Source organism: Acidovorax sp. GW823-FHT02H02 (assembly GCF_058797075.1).
The window spans coordinates 112,478-133,179 of sequence record NZ_JBXAJH010000013.1 but is presented as its reverse complement, the minus strand read 5'-3'; the positions used below and the strand labels follow the sequence as shown (position 1 = coordinate 133,179).

The following is a 20,702-nucleotide window of genomic DNA, read 5'->3' as shown; positions in this document are numbered from 1 at the left end:
TTTGCGGCGTGTGGTGGCTATTTGATGCGCTTGAGAGAGGGGCGCGCACTTCTGCCCGAGGTGCGCGGGGGATGGGGATCGCCGCCACCTTCCTCGGCGGGCATGCCATCGCTGGGCACCAGTTGCACCACACGGTCTTCGGCATCCTCGGCCGGCACCGGCGGGGGCACAGCAGCTGAAACAAGGCCTCCGTCGAGTACGGCAGCATCCACATCCACCGGCGCAGGAAATGCCATGCCTTGCCCATTCTCACGCGCATAAATGGCAATCACCCGCCCCACGGGCACCAGGATCTCACGCGGCTTGCCGCCAAAGCGTGCCTTGAACTCGATGAAGTCATTGCCCAGCTGCAAGGAGCTCGTCGCGTCATAACTGATGTTCAGGACAATTTCGCCATCCTTCACATATTCACGCGGCACCTGAACGGACCCATCCACACGCACCGCCACATAGGGTGTGAACCCGTTGTCGGTGCACCACTCATAAAGGGCCCTGATCAGGTAAGGGCGCGTGGAGGTGGAGTCCTGGGCATTCATGGTGTCGCTACGGTGCAAGTGTCGGGTCAAGCAGATGGGCTTACTTGCGCATCACCTTCTCAGATGGTGTGAGCGCCTCAATGTAGGCAGGACGCGAAAAAATCCGCTCTGCATATTTGAGCAATGGCGCCGCGTTCTTGCTGAGATCAATGCCGTAGTAATCCAGGCGCCACAGCAGTGGAGCAATGGCGACATCGAGCATCGAGAAGTTGTCACCCAGCATGTATTTGTTCTTGAGGAACACGGGGGCCAGCTGCGTCAGGCGGTCACGGATATGGGCGCGGGCCTTTTCCAGCGCCTTTTCGTTGCCCTTGGTGGCGCGCGACTCCAGGATGTTCACATGCACGAACAATTCCTTCTCGAAGTTGAGCAGGAACAGGCGCACGCGGGCACGGTCCACAGGGTCACCTGGCATCAGCTGAGGATGGGGAAACCGCTCGTCGATGTACTCGTTGATGATGTTCGACTCGTACAGGATCAGGTCACGTTCCACCAGAATCGGCACCTGACCATAGGGATTCATCACGCTGATGTCTTCGGGCTTGTTGTACAGGTCCACATCGCGGATCTCGAAATCCATGCCTTTTTCAAACAGGACAAAGCGGCAGCGGTGGGAGAAGGGACAGGTCGTACCCGAATAAAGCACCATCATGGTGGGAGGCTCCTAAAAATCAAAAGAGTGGGACGCAAAAAGCGCCCACTCTGTAAAGTCCCGCCGCGCCAGCGGGGCGCGCGGTCAGCGGATCCAAGGTTTACTTGACGTCTTTCCAGAAGGCTGCGTTCAGCCTCCAGGCAATGACCGTGAAGAAGCCCAGGAAAATCAGTACCCACACACCCACCCGCACGCGGGTGTTCTGTGCGGGCTCGCCCATCCACTGCAGGTAGTTCACAAGGTCGCCAATGGTTTGGTCATACTGCAGGGGCGTCATGGTACCAGGGGTGACTTGCTCCCAGCCCTTGAAAACCTGGGTCGTTTGTCCGTGGCTTTCATGCGCCTCGAACACGGGACGGCGGTCGCCTTGCAACTCCCAGAGCACATGGGGCATGCCCACATTCTGGAACAGCAAGTTGTTCCAGCCAGTAGCCTTGGCTCCATCACGATAGAACGTGCGCAGGAACGTGTAAAGGTAGTCCGCCCCCGTGCCACCGTGGCCCGCACGCGAGCGTGCGATGACCGTCAAGTCAGGCGGATTGGCACCGAACCATTCCTTGGCCTGCTTGGGATCGATGGACGCCTTCATGGTTTCACCCACCTTCTCCGTGGTGAACAGAAGGTTGTCCTTGATCTGCTGATCGGTCAGACCAATGTCGCGCAGGCGGTTGAACCGCATGAACGCGGCCGAATGGCAGCTCAGGCAATAGTTCACAAACACCTTGGCGCCGTTTTGCAGCGAAGCCAGGTCGTTGGTCTTATTGGGAGCCTTGTCCCAGGCAATGGCGCTGCCACCGGCGGCATGCGCAGCACCGGCTGCCAAGCCCAGTGCAGCAACCAGCGTGAGGATGAGTTTCTTCATTGTTGTTATCTCCAGGGCTCAATGCGCAGTGAAGTTGACACGGTCAGGCACTGGCTTGGTTGCACCGATACGGCTCCACCAGGGCATCAGCAGGAAGAAACCGAAATAGAACAGCGTGCCAACCTGCGAAACGCGCTCACCCACGGGCGATGGCGGCTGCACGCCCAGGTACCCCAGAATCAGGAAGTTGACCACGAAGACGGCATACAGATACTTGTGCCAGTTGGGGCGATAGCGGATGGACTTCACTTCACAGGCGTCCAGCCATGGCAGGAAGAACAGGATGATCACGGCACCACCCATCACCACCACGCCCCAGAACTTGGCATCGATCGCCAGCATGAGCAGAACCGCAACCACGGCTGCAATCACAATGCCACCCTTGAGGAATCCAGGCAGCCGGGCCTTGACCACGCCGAGGAAAGCGCCCGCCAGCACGCAGGCGATCAGCGCATACATCATCTCGCTGGTGATGGCACGCAGCATGGAGTAGAACGGCGTGAAATACCAGACAGGTGCAATGTGCAGCGGCGTCACCAGCGGATCTGCCGGGATGAAATTGTTGTACTCCAGGAAATAGCCACCGAACTCGGGTGCAAAAAACACCACCGCCGTGAAAGCCATGAGGAACATGCTCAGCGCGAAGATGTCATGCACCGTGTAGTAGGGATGGAACGGCACGCCGTCGAGCGGCTTGCCCTTGGCATCCTTGGGCGCGTTGGGCGCCTTGATTTCCACGCCATCGGGGTTGTTGGACCCCACATCGTGCAAGGCCAGCAAGTGGGCTACCACCAGGCCCAGCAGCACCAGCGGCACAGCAATCACGTGGAAGCTGAAGAAGCGGTTGAGCGTCGCATCGCCGACCACATAGTCGCCACGAATCAGCAGTGCCAGGTCAGGACCGACGAAAGGAATGGCGGCAAACAGGTTGACGATCACCTGCGCACCCCAGTACGACATCTGACCCCAGGGCAGCAGGTAGCCCATGAAGGCTTCAGCCATGAGCGCCAGGAAAATCGCGCAGCCAAAGATCCAGACCAGTTCACGCGGTTTGCGGTAGCTGCCATAGATCAGGCCACGGAACATGTGCAGGTAGACGACGATGAAGAACGCCGAGGCCCCCGTAGAGTGCATGTAGCGGATCAGCCAGCCCCAGGGCACATCACGCATGATGTATTCGACCGATGCAAACGCCAGCGCTGCATCTGGCTTGTAGTGCATCACCAGGAAGATCCCGGTGACGATCTGGATCACCAGCACCACCAGTGCCAGCGAGCCAAAGACGTACCAGAAGTTGAAGTTCTTCGGAGCGTAGTACTCCGACATGTGCACGCGGTAGGCATCGAACGCCGTTGGAAAACGGTTTTCGAACCAGTTCGTGACCTTGGCACCGGCCGAGGCGTTGGGGGAGATTTCTTTGAATTCGTGGGCCATGTAGTGCTCCTTCAGGCCTTCTTGTCTTCGCCGATGATCAGACGTGTATCGGAGAGATACATGTGCGGCGGCACCTCGAGGTTGTCAGGTGCGGGCTTATTCTTGAACACCCGACCGGCCACGTCAAACGTGGAGCCATGGCAAGCGCACAGAAAGCCACCATGCCAGTCATCGGGCAGCGACGGCTGAGGACCAGTCTGGAACCTGTCACCTGGCGAGCAGCCCAGGTGGGTGCATATGCCCACGCCGACAAACACTTCGGGCTTGATCGAGCGGTGCTGATTCTTGGCGTACTCAGGAATAGGGTAGGCCTTGCGATCGGATTTTGGATCGGCCACCTGGGGCTCGGTTTGCGCCAGGGATTCCAGCTGCTCGGCGGTGCGCTTCAGGATCCACACCGGTTTGCCGCGCCACTCCACGGTCATTTTTTCTCCGGGCTTGAGGGCGGAGATATCCACCTCAACGGCGGCACCTGCGGCCTTGGCTCGCTCGGAGGGCTGGAAAGAACTCACGAAAGGTACGGCAGCTGCCACGCCGCCCACCGCACCAGCGCAGGCAGACGTGATGATCCACGTCCGCTTGCTGGAGTCGATTGGAGTGTCACTCATGGGGATCCTCGATGAACATCGCTAGATTGGGGTCAACTGCGAATTGTAGCGGAGTGAAAATGGGTAATTCAATGTGCAGGCCCGCGTTGACAGGCTTGCAAACTGAGCAATACTTGCGCATCCGCAATTAATCGAGAAATAACCATGGGCATGATGCAAGAGTTCCGCGAATTTGCGATCAAGGGCAACGTGATCGACCTGGCCGTCGGCGTGATCATCGGTGGCGCTTTCGGCAAGATTGTCGATTCGGTGGTTTCCGACCTGATCCTGCCCCTGGTGGGCCTGGTGTTTGGCAAGCTCGATTTTTCCAACATGTTCATCGCGCTGGGCGAGGTACCGGCGGGGACGGCGCAGACGCTGGATGCCATCAAGAAGGCCGGTGTCCCGGTGTTCGCTTACGGCAACTTCATCACCGTGGCGGTGAATTTCCTGATTCTTGCGTTCATCATCTTCATCATGGTCAAACAGATCAACCGCCTCAAGCGCGAAGCGCCCGCAGCGCCAGAAGCCCCTGCAGCACCCGCTGAAGACATCGTTCTGCTGCGCGAAATCCGCGACAGCCTCAAGCGCTGAAACGCGTTCATGGGCACGCGGCACCCTTGCCGCTCCACCATTGCCAGCGCCCTCAGCACCTGCTGAGGGCGTTTGTTTTTATCGGACCATCTGGCGCGCAATCCGGACCGCCTCCACCAGGCTTGCAGCATCGGCAACGCCCTGGCCGGCAATGTCGAAAGCGGTGCCGTGGTCTGGACTGGTGCGCACCAGCGGCAGGCCCAGCGTCACGTTTACCCCCTTGTCCACCCCCAGGTATTTCACGGGGATCAAGCCCTGGTCGTGGTACATGGCCAGCACCACATCGAACTCCCCGGCATGCTGCGGCGTGTGGCGCGCGCGCATGAACACCGTGTCGGGCGCCAACGGGCCATGCACATCCATGCCCAGCGCACGCGCATCGGCGACGGCGGGCACGATGCTGTCGATTTCCTCGCGCCCGAACAAGCCCCCTTCGCCGGCGTGCGGATTGAGGCCCGCCACCGCCATGCGCGGCGCCCGCCCCAGGCTTCGCAGCAACGCGGCATGGGTGATCTGCAGGGTCTGCAAGATGTTTTCCCGCGTCACGGCCGCAATGGCGTCGCGCAGCGACAGGTGGATGCTGACCAGCACCGTGCGCAGTTCATCACTGGCCAGCATCATGCGCACCGGCATGGCAGCCAGCGGCACGCCCTGATAGGCCGCCGCCTCGGCCTGCAGCAACTCGGTATGGCCGGGAAAGCTCACCCCCGCGGCAGACAGCGCCTCCTTGTGCAACGGCGCCGTCACCAGGGCCGCAATGTGGCCCTGCAGGGCGGCTCGCGCGGCCCACACCACGCAGTCGGCTGCAGCACGGCCGGCCGCGGCACTCACCTGGCCCCACGGCACGGGGCCGGGCAAGCCAGGCAATTGCAGCACCGGCATGCAGCGCGATGGCACCTGCCAGGCGTCATCGGGCGATGCGATCAGCGCTACCGGCAACTCCGGCACGCCAGGGCGCACGATGCACTGCGCAGCGCGGCGCAGGGTGGCCAGATCGCCCACCGCAAAGCAGCCGCGCAGCATGTCGGGAGCGTCGCGAAAGGCCTTGGCAACGATTTCGGGACCGATACCGGCTGGGTCACCCTGGGTGATGGCAATGGTTTGCATGATGAAATTTTGGATCAAATCAGCCGCAAGCGCCCTTAAATAAAGCGCCAGAAGCTATCAATTAAATAGCATGAATACATGGAGCACCACACTCCGCTCACGCCGGGTTGTCAATCTCGATGAAATGGTGCTCCACCCCCAACTGCTGCGCCACCCGCGCGGCAGCGGCGGGGGCACCATAACGCTCGGTGGCATGGTGGCCGGCGGCAATGAAGGCCACACCCGTTTCCCGCGCCAGGTGGGCCTGGGGCTCCGAGATTTCGCCGGTGATGAAGGCATCGGCCCCTGCGGCAATGGCCGATTCGAAATAACCCTGCGCCCCGCCCGTGCACCAGGCCACGCGCCGGATGCGCCGCGCCGCTGGCTGCACCAGCGTCACGGGGCGGCCCAGCGCCCGTGCCACATGGTCTGCCAGCGCCTGCGCGCCATCCAGCGCGGCCGGCCCGGCAAAGCCCAGGTCCTGCTCGCCAAAGCGCTGGTCGGCCGTCCAGCCCAGCACCCGCCCCAGCTGCGCGTTGTTGCCTACTTCGGGGTGCGCATCGAGCGGCAGATGGTAGGCAAACAGGTTGATGTCATGCGCCAGCAGCAGGCGCAGGCGTTCGCGCATCCAGCCAGTAATGCGGCCATCCTGTCCGCGCCAGAACAGGCCATGGTGCACAAAAATGGCGTCGGCCCGGCGCGCAATGGCGGCTTCGATCAACGCCCGGCTGGCCGTCACGCCGCTCACGATGCAGGCAATGTCGGCCTTGCCCTCGACCTGCAGGCCATTGGGGCCGTAGTCCTTGAAACGCTCGGGTTGCAGCAGGCTGTCAAATGCCTGCACGAGTGTGGTGCGGGAAATGCTCATCACGGTATTGTCACCGCCGCCCGCACGCCATGGCGCTGGTCTTGGCGGCAAGAAACATCAACTCTTTGGCCACGCCAAAGGTGCGCTGCCGACAGCGCTGCCGCCAGCACAATGCCGCAGACGCGCCTGCGGCCGCCGCCCCGGGATTGGGGGATTCGGCCAGGCCCAAGTGGGTTTACACCATGCGCAACACGGCAACAACGCTGAATAAAATTTCACGATCACCCCTCTCGCAAAGCAGAGAACCGCCCTCACAACTGAAGGCAGCCGTGCGCAGGAAACTGACCGTTCAGCGACAATCATCGGCGGTCCGCCAACAATGTGGACACGGCTTTCCCGGCACCCACTCCCAGAGTCACTCAAAACACCATGAAGCGCATTTGGCTCCTCTTTTCCCAGTCCGTGACGGTGCTCGTTGCCGCCTACTTTGTTGTCGCCACCCTGCAGCCGGACTGGCTGGGCCGGGGCACCACGCGCTCGGGTGCAGGCATTGCGCTGGTCGAGGCGCCCGCCACAAGTTCCGCGCAACCGGAACCTGGAAGCCTCAGCAGCGCCGCCCGCAAAGCCGCGCCTGCCGTGGTCAGCATCAACACCAGCAAGGAAGTGCGGCACCCGCGCAGCAACGATCCGTGGTTCCAGTTCTTCTTTGGCGACCAGGGCAGCCAGTCCCAAACCGGACTGGGCAGCGGTGTGATCATCAGCCCCGACGGCTACATCCTCACCAACAACCATGTGGTCGAGGGCGCTGACGAGATCGAGGTCACGCTCACCGACAGCCGCCGTGCCCGGGCCACCGTGATCGGCACTGACCCCGACACCGATCTGGCCATTCTCAAGGTGGAACTCGACAAGCTGCCCGTCATCGTGCTGGGCAACTCCGACCAGGTCGCCGTGGGCGATCGGGTGCTGGCCATCGGCAATCCCTTCGGCGTGGGCCAGACGGTGACCAGCGGCATCATCAGCGCGCTGGGCCGCAGCCAGCTGGGCATCAACACCTTCGAAAACTTCATCCAGACCGATGCAGCCATCAACCCCGGCAACTCGGGGGGCGCGCTGGTGGACGTCAATGGCAACCTGCTGGGCATCAACACGGCCATCTATTCGCGCTCCGGTGGCAGCATGGGCATAGGCTTCGCCATCCCCGTGTCCACCGCCCGGCTGGTGCTCGACGGCATTGTGAAAGACGGTCAGGTGACCCGGGGCTGGATTGGCGTAGAGCCCAATGAACTCTCGCCCGAACTGGCAGAAACCTTTGGCGTGAAAGCCACCGAGGGCGTGATCATCACCGGCGTGCTGCAGGATGGACCGGCCGCCCAGGCCGGCCTGCGACCCGGTGACGTGATCGTGCGCGTCGATGGCAAGGCCGTTACCAACGTCTCTGAATTGCTCACGGCAGTGGCGGCCCTCAAGCCCGGCACCGCCACCCCATTTGCCGTGCAGCGCGGCGATGCCATGGTGGACCTGAAGGTCACCCCCGGGGTTCGCCCCAGGCCGCAGCGTGCCGTGAAGCGCTGACAAGGCGATGTTGAAGCGCTGGCGCGGTGATGTCATCGTCGCGCTGGCACTGCAACGCACTCTCTGAAGCTCCTAAAAAAATAGCTTCCAGCGCTTGATGGACAAGCACTGGAAGCTATTTTTACTTCAGACCAGGATCGGCATCCGGTTCCGCCGTGGTCAGGACGAGGAGGATGCCGCCTCTTCGGCGTCTTCGGGTGCCTTGGTGTGCTTGATGAAGATCTGGGCCGCCCAGATACCCACTTCGTAGAGCAGGCACATCGGAACGGCCAATGCCAGCTGGGACACCACATCCGGAGGCGTGACCACGGCCGCGATGATGAACGCGATCACGATGAAATAACCCCGAAAGCTCTTGAGCTTTTCCACACTCACAATGTTCATGCGGGCCAGCACCACTACCGCGATGGGCACCTCGAATGCCATGCCGAACGCCAGGAACATGGTCAGCACGAAGCCGAGGTAGGCCTCGATGTCTGGCGCCGCCGTGATGCTCTTGGGCGCGAAGCCCTGGATAAAGCTGAACACCTGCCCGAAGACGAAGAAGTAGCAAAAAGCCACCCCGATGAAAAACAGTACGGTGCTCGACACCACCAGGGGCAGCACCAGCTTCTTTTCGTGCGAATAGAGGCCGGGCGCCACAAACGCCCACAGTTGCCACAGCACGACAGGCAATGCCAGCAGAAATGCCGACATGAGCAATATCTTGAGCGGCACCATGAAAGGCGAGATCACCGAGGTGGCGATCAGCGTGGCCCCCTTGGGCAGATGGGCCACCAGCGGCGCCGCCAGAAAGTCGTAGAGCGCGCCAGGGCCGGGAAAGAAGAACAGCAGCGCTGCCGCCACACCGATGGCGATGATGGCCTTGACCAGGCGGTCGCGCAGTTCCATGAGGTGCTGCACAAACGGCTGCTCGGTGCCGGCCAGTTCGTCTTGGGAGGGGGTTTCGGACATGTTGGAATTTCGCGGGCGTCAGCAACGCCCCCGCTGCGCGGCAGGATGCAGCATCAATGGAATTTCTGTGGCCGGTAGCGCGCAACGCGCGCCGCGCCCGACAGGGCCTTGGTACGCACGCCACTGCGCGCCTTGTACCACTGGGGCATGGCGCCCTTTTTCAGGCGCCAGTTCTTGCCCGGGTGCCTGTAGGCGGGCACCACGGCGAACGGGTCATGCAGGTCGGCACTGGCCGTACCGCTGGCTTGGGCCAGGTCCTTTTCGAATTCGCTGGCGCTGGTCTGGATGGATTGCTCCACATCCCGGGCCGCGTTTTCGACCGTGTCCTTCATCTTCTTGAGCTCGTCGAGCTCCATGGACCGGTTCACCTCGGACTTCACGTCCGCCACGTAACGCTGCGCCTTGCCCAGCAAGGCGCCCACCGTGCGGGCAACGCGCGGCAGCTTCTCGGGCCCGATGACAATGAGTGCCACCACGCCGATCAGCGCCATCTTGGACAGGCCAATATCAATCATGGAAGCGCCAGCGCCCGAACTCAGCTCTTTTGCTTGGCTTCGACATCGATGGTGGTCTTGTCGGCGGTGGCCTGGTTGGCCACCTGACCGGCGGGGGGCGTTGCAGCGTTGGTGTCCGGCGAGGAGCCATCCTTCATGCCGTCCTTGAAGCCCTTGACAGCGCCTCCCAGGTCAGAACCCATGTTCTTGAGTTTCTTGGTGCCAAACACCATCACAACGATCAGCAGCACGATCAGCCAGTGCCAGATGGAAAAAGAACCCATGGAATATCTCCTAACGAATTGGAATCATTTTAGACGGCGGCCGCGACAGGAGTTCAAAGCGCCTGCACAACCCCCAGGGGGAAAAGCATTCAGCCCTTGAGCCAGGGGCGCGGACCACCGATCACATGCATGTGCAGATGGTGGATCTCCTGCCCGCCTTCAAGCCCCGTGTTCGCCACGATGCGAAACCCCCCCTCTGGATACGGATTGCAGCCCTGCTCCAGGGCCAGGCGCGGCGCCAGTGCCAGCATGCGGCCCAGCAGGCCGGCATGCTCGGGCGTGACCTGCGCCATCGAGGGGATGTGCAGCCTGGGCACCATCAAAAAGTGCACCGGCGCCCAGGGGTGGATGTCATGGAAGGCAAAGATTTCCTCGTCTTCATAGACCTTCTTCGAAGGAATCTGGCCTGCGATGATTTTGCAGAAAAGGCAGTTTGGATCGTGCATGGCGAAAAAGAAGGCTGGCTCAGCGCCCAAAGGCACACGGGCAGTTACACATTGTCGGCGATGTTGAGGGAGGGGCGCACACCCACATCGCGGTGGTGCGCTTTCAGCCAGTCCTGGCCTGCCGTGCGCCCCAGCGCGAACAGCTTGCGCACAAAGGCCATGTCCGCGCGCGCCTTGCTGTCAGCGCCAAATGGGGCCAGCACCGCGCCACCGTCAATGCGGTGCATGCGCACGTTCTTGTAGCGGCGCGCGTCCAGCTTGCCCTCGGCCAGCAGGCGCCGCACGAACTCGATGGCACGGAGTTCGGCCAGCAGGCTGGCATTGAAGGTCACCTCGTTCATGCGTTCGAGGATTTCGGGGGCCGTGTCGGGCAGCCCGTGGTGCTCGGTCGGATTGATCTGCACCAGCAGAATGTCGGAGGTGTCGGTCTGGTAGATCAGCGGGTGCAGCGCGGGATTGCCGGAATAACCCCCATCCCAGTACCGTTCGCCCTCGATCTCCACGGCCTTGAACAACAGCGGCAGGCAGGCCGACGCCATCACCGCGTCGGCGCTGAGCCGTGCGCCCGAGAAGATTTCGCCGCGCCCGGTGCGCACATTGGTGGCACACACAAACACCTTGGGGCCGGAGGCGCCCTTGGCGGCGCACAGCAGTTCGAAATCCACCTCGCGCTCCAGCAGCCGGCGCAGGGGGTTGATGTCCAGGGGATTGGTCTGGTAGGGCGACAACCAGCGGTTCATCATGCCCAGCAGCGGGTTGGCGGCTGCCAGCGGCGTGCCCCACATCAGGCTGCCCAGCGTCCCGACGCCTTCCCACAGCCGCGTCAGCGCAGCGCGGGCCAGTTCGCATCCGGCCGCGTGGGCTTCTTTCGGATCTTTGTGCTGCTGGGCCGCCTGCGCAAAACCATGCGCCACCGCCACGGCGTTCATGGCTCCGGCGCTGGTGCCGCTGATACCACCGATCATCAGGCGCCCATCTTCGAGCAGCGCGTCCAGCACGCCCCAGGTCAGCGCGCCATGCGAGCCGCCGCCCTGCAGCGCCAGATTGATGGGTGTCAGCGTGCCGCGCTCAGGCATCGATGGCCTGGCTGTTGTTCATGGTCACCATGCCGCGCACGATGCGGTACAGGAACCAGATGGAGATCAGGCCCCAGGCCACCCAGCCGGGAAAGAAAAACAGCAGCCACAGCGGCGCCGTGACGATGTACAGCACCCCCGCCCACAACACCGTGCGGATGCGCCAGGCAAAGTGGCTGGCCTGCCAGGTGCCCGCGCCCTCGCCCTGTTTCACCAGGTCGATGACCAGCGCGATGATGAGCAGCGCCGCGCCCGGCTGCGCGCCCGGGATGACGGCACCCACGGCCACGATCAGGTGCAGCACATAGCTGACCCAGCCCCAGGCCTTGAGGCCCTCGGCCTTCTCGTCGTTGGTCTGCACATCGATGATGTCGTTCATGGCGATTTTTCCTGGGCCGCACGCGCAACCGCCTTGCGCAAGGCTTTTTCCTCGATACCGCTGGTGCCCTCGCGGCGCTCGAGTTCGGCCAGCACGTCGGCGGGCGTGAGGCCATAGTGGGCCAGCGCAATCATGGAGTGGAACCACAGGTCGGCCACTTCGTAGACGATTTTGGCCTTGTCGGCGCCATGGTCCACGTCCTTGGCCGCCATGACCACCTCGGTGGCCTCTTCGCCGATCTTCTTCAGGAACGCATCCGGCCCCTTGTGCAGCAGGCGCGAAACGTAGCTCTTATCCGGATCGCCGCCGTTCGACGGCTTGCGGCTTTCGATGACGGCAGCCAGACGCGCCAGCGCGTCCTGCGAAGTCGGGGCCAGGGAATCGTTGGAACTCATGGGTGTTATCTGTAGATGGATTCAGGGTCTTTCAAGACCGGCTCGACCGCCTGCCAGGCGCCGTCCCGGAGCACGCTGAAAAAGCAGCTGTGGCGGCCGGTATGGCAGGCAATGCCGGGCTCGTGCCCGAGCTGGGTGATCTTGAGCAGCACCACGTCGTTGTCGCAATCGAGGCGGATTTCATGCACCGTCTGCACATGGCCCGACTCTTCACCCTTGAACCACAGCTTTTTGCGCGAGCGGCTGAAGTACACGGCCCGGCCCAGTTCTGCCGTTTTTTGCAGCGCCTCGCGGTTCATCCAGGCAAACATCAGCACGTCGCCCGTGCCCTGCTCTTGCGCAATCACGGGCACCAGGCCCTGCGCATCCCACTTCACTTCGTTGAGCCAGTTCATGGGTGCGATTGTCGATGATTTGGGTGACGGCGCGGTGCGCCCACCCCGGCCTTGAAGCCTTTTGAGGCTATAGCGCTTATGTATCAAGCGCTAAAGCCATCAAATAGTGAGCAAATGACGATCACAGACGCACCGGAATCCCGCGCTCGGCCATGTGCTGCTTGGCCTGCAACACCGTGAACTCGCCGTAGTGGAAGATGCTGGCGGCCAGCACGGCGTCGGCACCGCCGATCTGGATGCCGTCAGCCAGATGGTCGAGGTTGCCCACACCGCCCGAGGCAATCACGGGCACGCTGACGGCATCGCTCACGGCGCGCGTGAGGGCCAGATCAAAGCCCGCCTTGGTGCCGTCGCGGTCCATGCTGGTCAGCAGGATCTCGCCGGCGCCGCGCTGCGCCATCTCGCTCGCCCAGGCCACGGCATCCAGGCCGGTGTTCTTGCGCCCGCCATGGCTGTAGACATCCCAGCCGGGGCCCACGGTCCGGCCATCGGGTCCCTGGCGCAGCGCCTCCTCTTCGGAGCGGCGCTTGGCATCGATGGCCACCACGATGCACTGCGCGCCGTAGCGGGCCGATGCCGCGCTGATCACGTCGGGATTGGCAATGGCGGCCGAGTTGAAGCTGGTCTTGTCGGCCCCCGCGTTGAGCAGGCGGCGCACGTCATCGACCGTGCGCACGCCCCCGCCCACGGTGAGCGGAATGAACACCTGGCTGGCCACCGCCTCGATGATGTGCAGGATCAGGTCGCGCCCGTCGCTAGTGGCGGTGATGTCCAGAAACGTGAGTTCGTCGGCACCCTGCGCGTTGTAGCGCGCGGCGATCTCGACCGGGTCGCCCGCATCGCGCAATTCGACAAAGTTGACGCCCTTGACGACACGACCACCGGTCACGTCAAGGCAGGGGATGATGCGTTTGGCAAGCATGGAATGAAAGCGCTATCGGCAAGGCTGGTTGGGGGCAACAAGATACCACGCAGGCGCACCACCAGTGCAGTGCAGCCCTCAGAACCTGTGCATGTTCACGGAACGAGTGGACGATCTCACCCCAGCGTGCGCGCCACCCCGTTTTGCCAGCGCCACACATCGGCGCACATGCGGTCCACCCCGTGGCGGGCGCGCCAGCCCAGCAGCCGCTCGGCCAGCGCCGGGTCGGCCCAGCACTGCGCCACATCACCCGGCCGCCGCGCCACCATCTGGTAGGGCACGGCACGGCCGCTGGCCTGCTCGAAGCCGCGCACCATCTCCAGCACCGACACCGGCTGCCCGGTGCCCAGGTTCACGGTGAGCAGCCCGGCGTGCTCGCGCAGATAACGCAGGGCGGCCACATGGCCCTCGGCCAGATCGCACACATGGATGTAGTCGCGCACGCCCGTGCCATCGGGCGTGGGGTAGTCGTTGCCATACACGCTCAGGGATGCGCGCTGCCCGGCCGCCACCTGCGCCACATAGGGCATCAGGTTGCCCGGCTCGCCCTGGGGGTCTTCGCCGATGAGCCCGCTCTCGTGCGCGCCCACGGGGTTGAAATAGCGCAGCCGCGCAATGCGCCACTGGCCAGGCTCGGCGTGGTCCACATCCGCCAGCACCTGCTCCATCATGAGCTTGCTCCAGCCGTAGGGGTTGGTGGCGGACAGGGGAAAATCCTCGCGGATCGGTACCGACGCAGGCTCGCCATAGACAGTAGCCGATGAGGAGAACACCAGCGTGTGCACGCCCGCCGCCTGCATGGCGCGCAGCAAGGTCACCGTGCCAGCGACGTTGTTGTCGTAATAACGCAGCGGCTCGCGCACCGACTCCCCCACGGCCTTGAGTGCGGCAAAGTGGATCACGCCCTCGATGGGATGCTGCGCGAACACGCGCGCCAGCCCCTGTGCATCGCGCACATCGCCCTCGATGCACAGGGGCTGCGTGCCCGTGATGCGCCCCAGGCGCTCCAGCACCGAGCGGCGGCTGTTGCAAAAGTTGTCCAGAATCAGACAGGGAATGCCCGCCTGGGCCAGAGCCACGCAGGTGTGCGAGCCAATAAAGCCGGCGCCGCCGGTTACAAGAATCATCTAAAGCACCACTTCCATGAAACGACGGGAATCGATCGACCCGCTCTTTGCACAGGTTCTCAGAGCCTGTTGACGATCTCCCTGGGGTCGCGCAGCGGTCTTTGCGCGATGGGATGCAAAGCGCGGTGCGCAGTGGATAGCCCGGCTATCCACAAGCGCCGCAACGCCGCAGACCGCCCGCAAAGACCGCTGCCCGAAGGGTTGGAGCGAAATCGGGCGACAAGGCTGCCCCGGCCGCTTGCATGGGCACGAGCCCATGCGGCGCACCTGAAGCATCCACTCATCCCGATTGCGCTCCAACGCGATCCCCTGCGAGATCGTCAACAAGCTCTTATAGGATATCCGTAACCGCCCACCGCATCATCCGGCCGGAACCATCGGATCTGCGCCCACCTTCCGCGAACGATCCCTGGCCGTGCGCACGGTCTGCCGAGCGCACCTTGATCACGTCCCTCTGCATCCCCTAGCGAACGCGACAAGGCTGTCGCACTAGGACGCCTGCAGCACCCTGAGTTCTTGCCAACCTTGCCACTGCGCCTGCGGCGCCAGGGTCACGGGCTGGTCGATCCGGGCCGCTTCCACGCACAGCATGGAGCGGTAGCCATCGGGTGGCATGTCTGCCAGCCGGGTGCAGAGTTCAGCCCCCGGGTTCCAGACCACGGTGTCGGACAGGCTGGCGCTCTGGGTGATCTGAAGCCATTGGGCACCGTCGAGCAGTTGCATGGGCCCGGCGGGCGCCTGAAAGACGCAGTCGTATTCACCCGCCAGGCGCACCGCGCCCCGCTGCACGCCGCGTGCGTCCGCCACTGCGTCCCAGCGCGCGCAGCCATCGAGTCCGCGCAGGTGGACATGCTCGACATTCTCCACGCGCAGATAGGTGTGCAGCGCGGTGGTGAAACTCCAGGCATCGGCGTCCGTGTCGCCCGTATTGCGCACCGCCAGTTGCACCCGCAGGCTGCCTGCCCCCAGCGCCACCGTCAGCTGCGCCGCAAAGCGCTCGGGCCACCAGGCGCGCGTGGCCTCGCTGTCGGCAAGTTCCAGGCACACAACCGACTGCGCATCGCCATCACCGCCCGACAACACGCGGCGCCAGGCCAGATTGCGCGCAAAGCCATGCTTGGGCAAGGGGCCGCGCTGGTTGAACTGGGGAAAGCACAGCGGGATGCCGCCACGGATGGCCGACTGGCCATCGAAAACCGCCTGGGGACTCAGGTACAGGCGCTCGCGCCCGCCGGCCACCCACGAGAGCACCTGGGCACCATGCAAGGCCACCAGCGCGCTATCGCCCAGGGGCGTCTGCAGGCGGATGCAGGGCTGCCCCTGAAAAATCTCTGTGCCACCCCACGCAGCCACCGCCGCGCTGTCAGGCGGCATGGCCCAGCGAGTCGGCGCGCGCCTGGGCCGCAGCAAAGTCGAGGTCGCCACTGTAGATGGCGCGGCCGCAGATCACGCCTTCGACGCCTTCGCTCTCCACAGCGCACAGCTGCTCGATATCAGCCATGTTCGACAGGCCACCCGAGGCGATCACGGGGATGGACAGCGCCTGCGCAAGCTTCACGGTGGCATCGATGTTGATGCCCGACAGCATGCCGTCGCGGCCGATGTCGGTGTAGATGATGGATTCGACGCCCCAGTCCTCGAACTTCCGGGCCAGGTCCACGACTTCGTGGCCGGTGAGCTTGCTCCAGCCGTCGGTGGCGACCTTGCCGTCCTTGGCATCCAGCCCCACGATGATGTGACCGCCGAAGGCGCTGCAGGCGTCTTTCAAAAAGCCGGGGTTCTTGACCGCTGCCGTGCCGATGATCACGTAGCGCAGGCCACCGTCGATGTATTTTTCGATGGTGTCCAGGTCGCGGATACCACCGCCCAGCTGCACCGGGATCTCTTCGCCCACCTCCTTGAGGATGGACTTGATCGCGCCGTGGTTCTTGGGCACGCCGGCGAAGGCACCATTCAGGTCCACCAGATGCAGGCGGCGCGCGCCGGCATCCACCCATTTGCGGGCCATGGCGGCAGGGTCTTCGCCAAAGGTGGTGGATTGGTCCATATCGCCTTGCTTGAGGCGAACGCAGTGGCCGTCTTTCAGGTCGATGGCGGGAATGAGCAGCATGGTGGTGAAGTTCGGGAGGGAAAGGGCGAGCACGGCTCGGCCCGAACGGGTGGAAGTTAAGAAATCAGGGATTCCAGTGCAGAAAATTGCGGTACAGCGCCAGGCCGTGCTCCGCACTCTTTTCCGGATGGAACTGCGTGGCGAAAATATTGTCGCGCGCAATGGCGGCCGCAAACCAGCCGCCATAGTCCGTTTGCCCTGCGCAATGGGCAGGATTCTGCGGCACAGCGTAGAAACTGTGCACGAAGTAAAAGTAGCTGTTGTCCGGCACGCCAGCCCACACCGGGTGCACGCCGCCCCCGTGGTGGGCGTGGGGCATCTGCCGCACCTGGTTCCAGCCCATCTGGGGCACCTTGTAGCGGCTGCCGTCGGGCTGCGTCCTGCCCGCCAGATCGAACTTGAGCACGTCGCCGGGGATCAGGCCCAGGCCCGGCGTGTCGCCCTCGGCGCTGTGGTCCAGCAGCATCTGCATGCCCACGCAGACGCCAAACATCGGCTTGGTGGCCGCAGCTTCGAGCACCGATTCCTGCAGGCCGGATTCGCGCAACTCGCGCATGCAGTCGGGCATGGCGCCCTGCCCTGGCAGCACGATGCGCTGGGCGGCGCGCACGTCCTCGGGGCGGGAGGTGACCACGACCGTCCAGCCCGTATCGTGGGCCGCAGCCTGCACGGCCTGAGACACCGAGCGCAGGTTGCCCATGCCGTAATCGACCACCGCAACGGTTTTTACTTCCATATTCATAGCTACCAGCACTTATCCATCAAGCGCCAGCGCCTGATTTGACCAAATATCTCACAACGAACCCTTGGTGGACGGGATGACACCCGCCGAGCGTGGATCGCGCTCCAGCGCCGCGCGCAGCGTGCGCCCGAACGCCTTGAAAATGGTCTCGCACTGGTGGTGCGCGTTGACACCCTTGAGGTTGTCGATGTGCAGCGTGACGCCTGCGTGGTTCACGAAGCCCTGGAAGAACTCGTACACCAGCTGCGTATCGAGCTGGCCGATGCTGCCGGAGGTGAACTTCACATCGATGTGCAGGCCCGGGCGGCCCGAAAAATCGACCACCACGCGCGAGAGCGCTTCGTCGAGCGGCACGTAGGCGTGGCCGTAGCGGCGGATGCCCTTCTTGTCGCCCACAGCGCGCGCAAACGCCTGGCCCAGGGTGATGCCCACGTCTTCCACCGTGTGGTGGCCGTCGATATGCAGGTCGCCCTCGCAATCGATATCGAGGTCGATCAGGCCGTGGCGGGCGATCTGGTCGAGCATGTGGTCGAAAAAGCCGATGCCCGTGTGCAGCTTGGCCTGGCCGGTGCCGTCGAGGTTCACGCGCACCGAGATGCGGGTTTCGGCGGTGTTGCGGCTGACCTCGGCGATGCGGTCGGCCAGGGGATCGGGAGACGTGGAGGTGACGAGAGCGGAGGAAGTCATAAGGAAGCCTGCAGGGCGGCCAGCATCTGGGTGTTGTCTTCGGCGGCGCCCACCGTGAGACGCAGGCAATTGGCCAGCAATGGGTGCATTGTAGAAACGTTCTTGACGAGGACGCTGCGGGTTTTCATGCCCTCGTAGGCTTTGGCCGAATCCGCCACCCGCACCAGCACCATGTTGGCCTGGCTGTCCCACACCTTCTCGACGCCCGGCATGGCGCGCAGCGCGGCCAGCAGCTCGGTGCGCTGGGCGCGCAGTTCGGCCGCCTGCGCCGCAAACACCTCGGCATGTTCCAGCGCGAACAGCGCCGCCTCGCAGTTGAGCACGCTCACGTTGTAGGGCGGGCGCACCTTGTCGATCTCGGCCACCAGCGCGGCCGCGCCGATGAGATAGCCCAGGCGCACGCCGGCCAGGCCGAACTTGCTGAGCGTGCGCATGAGCAGCACATGGGCGTTGCGCGCGGGCTCGGCCCGCATGCGGTCGATCCAGGTGCGGCTGGCAAAGGGCTGGTAGGCCTCGTCCACCACCACGACGCCGCCCTGGGCACCCGCGGCGTCGATGATGCGCTGCACCGCGCCCTCGTCCCACAGCGTGGCCGTGGGGTTGTTGGGGTAGGCAATGAAAGTGATGGCGGGCCGGTGCCGCGCGATGGCGGCCAGCATGGCGGGCTCATCCAGCGCAAAGTCGGGCGTGAGCGGCACGCCCACGAAGTCCAGCCCCTGCAGCTGGGCGCTCATGGCGTACATCACGAAGCCCGGCACGGGTGCCAGCACCACGGGGCGCTCACCGGTGCCCGGTCGGGCGCAGGCGAGCGACACCAGGCCGATGAGCTCGTCCGAGCCATTGCCCAGCACGATGCGGTGGCCTTCGGGCATGCCGGCATGGCGCGCCAGCGCGGCCTGCAGGTCGGCCATGCGTTCTCCCGGGTACCGGTTGAGCGCCAGCGCGCCCAGGCGCTGGCCCAGCGCGGCCTGCAGATGGGCGGGCAAGCGAAACGGGTTCTCCATCGCGTCCATCTTGAGCATGCCGGTGGCGGGCTGCACGGCATAGGCGTGCATGGCGCGCACATCGGGGCGAATGCGGGCCAGGGCCTGCAGCGGGGAAGATGGATCGGCGTGGGTCATTCGGCGGTTTCCAGTTCGTTGGGGGCCACAAGAAAGGGGTGGAGCACGCGCCAGGCGTTCAGCGGCGCAGCGTGTACACAGGCCTCGGTCAGCACGGCGGCCAGGGTTACGACGGCCTGAGGCGCAGCTCCGCCGCCCGCGCGTGGGCCTGCAGGCCCTCGCCATGGGCCAGCACGCTGGCGATCTGGCCCAGCGTCTGCGCACCGGCTTCGCTCACCTCGATGAGGCTGCTGCGTTTTTGAAAGTCGTACACGCCCAGGGGCGAGCTGAAGCGCGCCGTGCCGCTGGTGGGCAGCACATGGTTGGGGCCGGCGCAGTAGTCGCCCAGGCTCTCGGATGTGTAGGCGCCCAGGAAGATGGCGCCCGCGTGGCGCAGCAGGGGCTCCCAGCGGTGCGGGTCGCGGCTGCTCACTTCCAGGTGCTCGGGCGCGATGCGGTTGCTGATGGCGCAGGCCTCTTCCATGCTGCGCGTGTGGATCAGCGCGCCGCGGCCGGTGAGGCTTTTGGCGATGATCTCGGCGCGCGGCATGGTGGGCAGCAGGCGGTCGATGGCGGCCTGCACGGCATCGATATAGGCCGCATCAGGACACAGCAGGATGGATTGCGCCAGCTCGTCGTGCTCGGCCTGGGAAAAGAGATCCATGGCCACCCAGTCGGCCGGTGTGCTGCCATCGGCCAGCACCAGGATTTCGCTGGGGCCGGCGATCATGTCGATGCCCACCGTGCCGAACACGCGCTTCTTGGCGCTGGCCACATAGGCATTGCCGGGACCAGTGATCTTGTCCACCTTCGGCACCGTGGCCGTGCCGTAGGCCAGCGCGGCCACGGCCTGCGCGCCGCCGATGGTGAAGGCGCGCGTGACACCGGCCACGTAGGCGGCGGCCAGCACCAGGGCGTTTTTTTCACCCTTCGGCGTGGGCACCACCATGATGATCTCGCCCACACCGGCCACATGGGCGGGGATGGCGTTCATGAGCACGCTGCTCGGGTAGGCGGCCTTGCCGCCGGGCACGTAGATGCCCACACGGTCGAGCGGCGTGACCTTCTGGCCCAGCAGCGTGCCGTCTTCGTCGCGGTAGCTCCAGCTCTCGCCCGAGGCTTTCTTCTGCGCTTCGTGGTACTTGCGCACGCGAGCGGCGGCCGCCTGCAAGGCGGCGCGCTGCACGGTGGGAATGGCGTCGAACGCGGCCTTGAGTTCGACCTGCGTCAGCTCCAGTGCCGCCATGCCCGGCGCCGAGAGGCCGTCGAAGCGGGCGGTGTACTCCAGCACCGCCGCATCGCCGCGCTGCTGCACATCGGCCAGGATGTCGGCCACGCGCTGCTCGATGGCCGCGTCGGTATCGGCAGACCAGTGCAGGCGGGCTGCAAAATCAGCCTCAAAAGTGGCTGCAGCGGTTGACAGACGGGCGGGAGCAGCTACCAAAGTCATAGTGTTA

25 protein-coding genes are annotated in these 20,702 nt (G+C 64.2%); 2 read left to right on the top strand and 23 right to left on the bottom strand.

What is annotated here, in order from left to right; translation table 11 throughout:
- Positions 1-17: 17 nt before the first annotated feature.
- The 5 genes from AC1RDS_RS14870 to petA all read right to left on the bottom strand — a co-directional run bounded on the left by AC1RDS_RS14870 (position 18) and on the right by petA (position 4,092).
- On the bottom strand, positions 18-536 hold the full coding sequence (locus tag AC1RDS_RS14870) for a ClpXP protease specificity-enhancing factor (protein ID WP_092699893.1): 519 nt from the start codon (positions 534-536) through the stop codon (positions 18-20).
- 40 nt (positions 537-576) lie between these two features.
- Complete coding sequence (locus AC1RDS_RS14865; RefSeq protein WP_007854512.1) at positions 577-1,188, bottom strand: glutathione S-transferase N-terminal domain-containing protein; 612 nt, start codon at positions 1,186-1,188, stop codon at positions 577-579.
- Positions 1,189-1,288: 100 nt separating this feature from the next.
- Entirely contained in the window at positions 1,289-2,050 is a 762-nt protein-coding gene (locus tag AC1RDS_RS14860) for a cytochrome c1 (RefSeq protein ID WP_092699895.1), read from the bottom strand.
- A gap of 18 nt (positions 2,051-2,068) precedes the next feature.
- Entirely contained in the window at positions 2,069-3,484 is a 1,416-nt protein-coding gene (locus tag AC1RDS_RS14855; protein WP_287880304.1) for a cytochrome b, read from the bottom strand.
- Between the two features lie 11 nt (positions 3,485-3,495).
- Positions 3,496-4,092 (bottom strand): ubiquinol-cytochrome c reductase iron-sulfur subunit, encoded by a 597-nt coding sequence (gene petA / locus AC1RDS_RS14850; protein ID WP_287880301.1) that lies wholly within the window; start codon positions 4,090-4,092, stop codon positions 3,496-3,498.
- Between the two features lie 144 nt (positions 4,093-4,236).
- Here petA and mscL point away from each other — a divergent pair, with 144 nt between their 5' ends.
- Positions 4,237-4,665, top strand: coding sequence for a large conductance mechanosensitive channel protein MscL (mscL, locus tag AC1RDS_RS14845; protein ID WP_026437572.1), 429 nt, complete (start codon positions 4,237-4,239; stop codon positions 4,663-4,665).
- Positions 4,666-4,743: 78 nt separating this feature from the next.
- Here the strand turns inward: mscL and pdxA are convergent, their stop codons facing one another.
- Both pdxA and AC1RDS_RS14835 read right to left on the bottom strand, forming a co-directional pair.
- The gene (pdxA, locus tag AC1RDS_RS14840; protein ID WP_348682395.1) at positions 4,744-5,772 is read right to left on the bottom strand and encodes a 4-hydroxythreonine-4-phosphate dehydrogenase PdxA; all 1,029 of its coding nucleotides are present in this window, start codon (positions 5,770-5,772) and stop codon (positions 4,744-4,746) included.
- A gap of 97 nt (positions 5,773-5,869) precedes the next feature.
- Positions 5,870-6,619: a Nif3-like dinuclear metal center hexameric protein gene (locus AC1RDS_RS14835; protein WP_092699903.1), complete on the bottom strand. Its 750-nt coding sequence runs from the start codon at positions 6,617-6,619 to the stop codon at positions 5,870-5,872.
- Between the two features lie 369 nt (positions 6,620-6,988).
- Here AC1RDS_RS14835 and AC1RDS_RS14830 point away from each other — a divergent pair, with 369 nt between their 5' ends.
- Positions 6,989-8,134, top strand: coding sequence for a S1C family serine protease (locus AC1RDS_RS14830; RefSeq protein WP_092699905.1), 1,146 nt, complete (start codon positions 6,989-6,991; stop codon positions 8,132-8,134).
- A gap of 159 nt (positions 8,135-8,293) precedes the next feature.
- Here the strand turns inward: AC1RDS_RS14830 and tatC are convergent, their stop codons facing one another.
- From tatC to hisD, 16 genes are all read right to left on the bottom strand, one after another.
- Positions 8,294-9,088, bottom strand: coding sequence for a twin-arginine translocase subunit TatC (tatC, locus tag AC1RDS_RS14825; protein ID WP_287880295.1), 795 nt, complete (start codon positions 9,086-9,088; stop codon positions 8,294-8,296).
- A 53-nt stretch (positions 9,089-9,141) separates the two neighbouring features.
- The gene (tatB, locus tag AC1RDS_RS14820; protein ID WP_092699909.1) at positions 9,142-9,603 is read right to left on the bottom strand and encodes a Sec-independent protein translocase protein TatB; all 462 of its coding nucleotides are present in this window, start codon (positions 9,601-9,603) and stop codon (positions 9,142-9,144) included.
- 20 nt (positions 9,604-9,623) lie between these two features.
- The gene (tatA, locus tag AC1RDS_RS14815) at positions 9,624-9,866 is read right to left on the bottom strand and encodes a Sec-independent protein translocase subunit TatA (RefSeq protein ID WP_092699911.1); all 243 of its coding nucleotides are present in this window, start codon (positions 9,864-9,866) and stop codon (positions 9,624-9,626) included.
- Between the two features lie 89 nt (positions 9,867-9,955).
- Positions 9,956-10,312 (bottom strand): histidine triad nucleotide-binding protein, encoded by a 357-nt coding sequence (locus AC1RDS_RS14810; protein ID WP_092699913.1) that lies wholly within the window; start codon positions 10,310-10,312, stop codon positions 9,956-9,958.
- Positions 10,313-10,356: 44 nt separating this feature from the next.
- Complete coding sequence (locus AC1RDS_RS14805) at positions 10,357-11,388, bottom strand: patatin-like phospholipase family protein (RefSeq protein WP_092699915.1); 1,032 nt, start codon at positions 11,386-11,388, stop codon at positions 10,357-10,359.
- Positions 11,381-11,767, bottom strand: coding sequence for a DUF4870 family protein (locus AC1RDS_RS14800; protein WP_026437581.1), 387 nt, complete (start codon positions 11,765-11,767; stop codon positions 11,381-11,383). Before AC1RDS_RS14800 ends, AC1RDS_RS14805 begins: the two co-directional genes overlap by 8 nt.
- A complete protein-coding gene (locus AC1RDS_RS14795; RefSeq protein ID WP_092699917.1) occupies positions 11,764-12,162 on the bottom strand; it encodes a phosphoribosyl-ATP diphosphatase in 399 nt (132 codons plus the stop codon). Before AC1RDS_RS14795 ends, AC1RDS_RS14800 begins: the two co-directional genes overlap by 4 nt.
- Before the next feature lie 5 nt (positions 12,163-12,167).
- The gene (gene hisI, locus AC1RDS_RS14790; protein ID WP_208859744.1) at positions 12,168-12,566 is read right to left on the bottom strand and encodes a phosphoribosyl-AMP cyclohydrolase; all 399 of its coding nucleotides are present in this window, start codon (positions 12,564-12,566) and stop codon (positions 12,168-12,170) included.
- Positions 12,567-12,678: 112 nt separating this feature from the next.
- Positions 12,679-13,479: an imidazole glycerol phosphate synthase subunit HisF gene (gene hisF, locus AC1RDS_RS14785; RefSeq protein ID WP_092699921.1), complete on the bottom strand. Its 801-nt coding sequence runs from the start codon at positions 13,477-13,479 to the stop codon at positions 12,679-12,681.
- A 116-nt stretch (positions 13,480-13,595) separates the two neighbouring features.
- Complete coding sequence (gene galE / locus AC1RDS_RS14780; RefSeq protein ID WP_092699922.1) at positions 13,596-14,606, bottom strand: UDP-glucose 4-epimerase GalE; 1,011 nt, start codon at positions 14,604-14,606, stop codon at positions 13,596-13,598.
- A gap of 489 nt (positions 14,607-15,095) precedes the next feature.
- Positions 15,096-15,980, bottom strand: a complete 885-nt coding sequence (locus AC1RDS_RS14775) for a D-hexose-6-phosphate mutarotase (RefSeq protein ID WP_348682298.1) — start codon at positions 15,978-15,980, stop codon at positions 15,096-15,098.
- Positions 15,970-16,716: a 1-(5-phosphoribosyl)-5-[(5-phosphoribosylamino)methylideneamino]imidazole-4-carboxamide isomerase gene (gene hisA / locus AC1RDS_RS14770; RefSeq protein ID WP_092699926.1), complete on the bottom strand. Its 747-nt coding sequence runs from the start codon at positions 16,714-16,716 to the stop codon at positions 15,970-15,972. The genes AC1RDS_RS14775 and hisA overlap by 11 nt, the downstream gene beginning before the upstream one ends.
- Positions 16,717-16,780: 64 nt before the next feature.
- Positions 16,781-17,458, bottom strand: a complete 678-nt coding sequence (gene hisH, locus AC1RDS_RS14765) for an imidazole glycerol phosphate synthase subunit HisH (protein ID WP_092699928.1) — start codon at positions 17,456-17,458, stop codon at positions 16,781-16,783.
- A 51-nt stretch (positions 17,459-17,509) separates the two neighbouring features.
- Positions 17,510-18,145 (bottom strand): imidazoleglycerol-phosphate dehydratase HisB, encoded by a 636-nt coding sequence (hisB, locus tag AC1RDS_RS14760; protein ID WP_092699930.1) that lies wholly within the window; start codon positions 18,143-18,145, stop codon positions 17,510-17,512.
- Complete coding sequence (hisC, locus tag AC1RDS_RS14755) at positions 18,142-19,266, bottom strand: histidinol-phosphate transaminase (protein WP_348682299.1); 1,125 nt, start codon at positions 19,264-19,266, stop codon at positions 18,142-18,144. The genes hisB and hisC overlap by 4 nt, the downstream gene beginning before the upstream one ends.
- A 106-nt stretch (positions 19,267-19,372) precedes the next feature.
- Entirely contained in the window at positions 19,373-20,695 is a 1,323-nt protein-coding gene (hisD, locus tag AC1RDS_RS14750; RefSeq protein ID WP_348682300.1) for a histidinol dehydrogenase, read from the bottom strand.
- Positions 20,696-20,702 lie beyond the last annotated feature (7 nt).